Source organism: Ruegeria jejuensis, assembly GCF_041537905.1.
Classification (GTDB): domain Bacteria; phylum Pseudomonadota; class Alphaproteobacteria; order Rhodobacterales; family Rhodobacteraceae; genus Ruegeria_C.
Window position 1 is genome coordinate 1 of record NZ_JBGRUO010000053.1, and the last position, 3,739, is coordinate 3,739.

The 3,739-nt window shown below is 51.7% G+C and carries 3 protein-coding genes; all 3 read left to right on the forward strand.

Going from position 1 to position 3,739, the window contains the following annotated elements; genetic code table 11:
* Positions 1-652: 652 nt before the first annotated feature.
* The 3 genes from AB1E34_RS25955 to AB1E34_RS25965 all read left to right on the forward strand — a co-directional run bounded on the left by AB1E34_RS25955 (position 653) and on the right by AB1E34_RS25965 (position 3,557).
* Positions 653-1,807, forward strand: coding sequence for a helix-turn-helix transcriptional regulator (locus AB1E34_RS25955; RefSeq protein WP_372575183.1), 1,155 nt, complete (start codon positions 653-655; stop codon positions 1,805-1,807).
* Between the two features lie 123 nt (positions 1,808-1,930).
* Complete coding sequence (locus AB1E34_RS25960; protein ID WP_372575184.1) at positions 1,931-2,569, forward strand: alpha/beta fold hydrolase; 639 nt, start codon at positions 1,931-1,933, stop codon at positions 2,567-2,569.
* Positions 2,570-2,681: 112 nt separating this feature from the next.
* The gene (locus tag AB1E34_RS25965) at positions 2,682-3,557 is read left to right on the forward strand and encodes a peptidoglycan recognition protein family protein (RefSeq protein ID WP_372575185.1); all 876 of its coding nucleotides are present in this window, start codon (positions 2,682-2,684) and stop codon (positions 3,555-3,557) included.
* The last annotated feature ends 182 nt before the right edge of the window (positions 3,558-3,739 follow it).

Sequence of the window (3,739 nt, forward strand, 5' to 3'; positions counted from 1 at the left end):
ATGAACCGCGCTGCTTCAGCGCTGTGTTGTACGAAGGCCAGTTCCTGGTCTTATACGTCGTAGGGGACCAACTGCTCATAACATCCAGCTATCACGCTGGATTCACGAGATGAATCCCCTCAGGCGATTTGTGCAACAAAGCCGGTAGACGGCAGAAATCTTGAGAATTCCGCCCTAATGTACACTTTAAAGAAAACTGTTCTGGTCGAGCAATTCGAATCTGGTAATCGCCCACCGCCGGTTCAGATCAGGCAACCTCAATACAGCAGGCGACGAAGTAGAAGGCGCTTCTAGCCGTCACTACGTCCGACGAGAATGTGTCACTAACCTGAGTATTTTCTTAAGGTCGCTTTGTCCGCGATCTGCAAATTCGTCCAACCACAGATTTTGCGGGCGCGGCGAATGTCGGCAATGCGGGCTGCGCGCTCAGCATTACTCACCCGTGTCAGATGTCGGCTGTGGGCCGCTTATTGGCAAATGCAATGCTATTCAGGCACTTGCGAGACCAATCGTTCAATTTGCGATGATGTTCGGCTGGCTGTCGCACTCCGGTTCTTGTCGGGTGCTATCTAGCTCACAGCTTCCGATCTTGCGCTTTGCATCAAGGGAACATTGACGCTATGCTCTAAGATAGATTTGAACCCAGCAAGTTATGGAACCGGATAGAGACACGGTCCTAAAGATTTATGATGCAGTCGCCGATGCCAGTCTTTGGCCGGACCTGTTGCAGGACATCGCCAACCAAGTGGACGCCGTCGGTTGCATCGTATTCGAATGGCAAAGGCGAGAACTTGAACGCAAATTGGCGGTCACTGTTGCCTCCAGCTATTACACCCTAACTGACCTAGGGAAGTATATTGCTCGTTTCTTTGAAGAGGAATCCAGAGATCAAGATCTCTTTGAAGCACATTCTCTTCAATCCGATCAAATTGAGCTTGTTCAAGACGATGTGCTGGCCCCAACCATAGAAGACCTGAGAGCGCTTTCGAATGTTTCGACGCTCGAGAAACTCGGTATTCGTCATCGGGCGGCGGGGCTGCTCAATAAAGACAATCCCTCACAATTTCGGTTTTCAGTGCAATTGGATGCCTCTCGTGGGCGTCTGTCGGCTGATGAACTGGGCTTTATGCAGATTGTACTGCCGCATGTCGCAAAAGCCTTTCATCTGGGGCGTCCGACCAGCCAACTTGCTCTTGAACATCGCAGCCTGTTGGCGGCCATGGACCGCCTCATCATCGGCGTCTGCATTCTCGATTCCAAGGGAAATGTGGTTGTAGAGAATGAAGAATTCCGCCGACAGCGCAGTAGCTACAGGGTGTTCTATACCGATGCGTCAGGAACACTTCGTTTGTACAAGCCAGGCTGGGAGCAACGATTTGAGATGCTAAAGTCCGATGTCTCGAACCATGGAAAGTTTGGCGCCCGCCCCCGGAAAGAGGCGATTGCCGCAGAGGAAGACGTATTTTTATGTATTGAAGTTGTCCCGTTGCACCGGTCGCATGAAATCGGGTCCAAGTCCTTTGACGGGTTCATTGTCTACAGTTCCGACACCAGCCAGCCGATCAAGTGTCAGACTGGTTTGCTGCAAAGCGCATTTGGGCTTTCCAACACCGAAATTTCGCTTGCTGAGGCGATCGCGCAAGGTCTGACCAACCGACAGATCGCGGAACGTAGAGAGCGATCCGTGGCCACGATCAATGCCCAGGTGAAATCAATTCTTTCAAAAACCAACTGCGCCACGCGTACCCAATTTGTGCGGTTGATGATGGGATTTGGCGCCGACTACCTCAAAAAGGCTAATCAATAGACCATTTGGGTGATGACGATGACGGTATCGTTGTCAAACTGTGCAAAGATTTAGCCCTTATCGAATTCGTTGATTTATTATCGGACGTCCTAAGGGTGAAGCGTTTGCATAGGAGGAAAGACATTGGCACGCGTTGTTTTAGTTCACGGAATGGCAGCCACCAAACGCAGTTGGAGTGATCTTCCCAGAAGACTTAAGGCAGGGGGACACGACGTTGCCAATATAACCTTACCTGGTCACGGAAGCTTCTTCGAATACTGGACCACCGATTTGTCAGACTACGTGGATGAGGTGGCGGAGGCGCTGTTATCAACGGAGAAATCCGTTTTGATAGGGCACTCTATGGGTGGCTTCGTGATATCTCAAACTGCGGCCCAACACGTCGCCCAGATCAGCGGGCTGATCTACGTGGCAGCGATGATGCCGCGCCCGGGAGATACCATCAAAGACCTGTCAGCGGTCGCCGGTACTGACGTAACCGACTTGTTGGATGAATTTACACAAGCAGGCGTGGGAGCAGACGTGTTGGTACCACAGCCACTGCGTCCCTTGAACGCACCCTTTGAAGATACGCAAGGGATATCGTCAGTTCCGCGGCACTACGTGCATTGCAGCGAGGATCGGATCATTCCCCCCGCTCTGCAAAGCTCGATGACGTCGGCCTGGCCAGGCACAACCTTGGTCAACATCTCTACGGGCCATTTGCCTCAGTACACTGAGCCCGACTTGCTTGAGAGAGAGATACTGGCGGTTTTGCCCTGAACAAGCTGCCCGCCGCGTTGTGGAGCAGACCCACAAAGCAGGCTCGCCGTTGAGGGCGTGATGCCGAAGGTTCAGGCAGATTGAAGTTTTTAGAAAAATGAATGGAGACAACATGAATTTTCAATTCAATGATCATCTTATTCCATTGAACCAAGGTCACGCGGTTGGACGGGGTTGGACAACGGCCACACAAAACAAGCCTCGGGGCGTGACCTGGCATTGGACGGCGCTGAGATCGCTTGCGGATTGCCGACGAATACTTGGTGGTCTGGCGACACATGCCTCCAGGGTGTCATCTCACTATTGTGTGGGCCAGACGTTTTCCGAAGGTACGGATCGCTATGTCACCCTCGAGAACCGTTCGTGGCATGCAGGTATAGGTCAGAAAATGAGGTGGGATGGCAAAGCTTCCACCAACAGAACCAAAGGCGCCCGAGCGTGTATTGGTATAGAAACCTGCAACGACGGCTATGAGCGTCCTGGTCATCCCGCCAGCTCTGATTGGATCGAGGCCGTCAACACAGACAGCAAGTGGATCATGAAGATCGAGCCATGGCCGGATGAACAATTTGAAATGATGGTCGATGTCGGCAAAGAGATCATCGGACGCTGGCCGGACATCGGTTGGCGTGATCACCATGGTCATCACGATATCTGTCCCGGATACAAACAAGACGTCGCCGGTTTTCCCTTCGCTCGATTGCTACGTGAAATATATGATGATCCAAGCATACCGGATATTTGGTCCCCGTTCTGGATGCCTAAACCGCGCCAACGCGCACTGATTGCTCTCGGATATGATCTTGGGCCAACGAAGGACGACGGAGATTTTGGAAACTTAAGCAGCCGAGCGCTCTTGGATTTCCAGAAAGATACAGAATCTTACGAAATCCCGCATTGGACCACATTTACTTGTGACAAGGTTTTTCACGCGCTAGTTCGCAACGGGCTTGATCCAACTGAAGTCGCAGAAACGCCATTAAGTTAGGAACACTCTGCGCATTTTGGATGCTTTATACAAGACAGTTTTAGTATCCACGCTCTGGAGCAAACCCTCCGACTTCCAGTCGGACCCGCTTCAGCGTAAAGAATCGTGTAATGATCTTACCCTCTGGAAAATGAGCCGCAGCCGGGTCGAAGGCTCATTTTCCAGAGGGTAAGATCATGCAA

Coding starts and splice junctions, on each gene's coding strand:
- AB1E34_RS25965 (WP_372575185.1), top strand. CDS start 2,682: ATGAATTTTCAATTCAATGATCATCTTATTCCATTGAACCAAGGTCAC.
- AB1E34_RS25955 (WP_372575183.1), top strand. CDS start 653: ATGGAACCGGATAGAGACACGGTCCTAAAGATTTATGATGCAGTCGCC.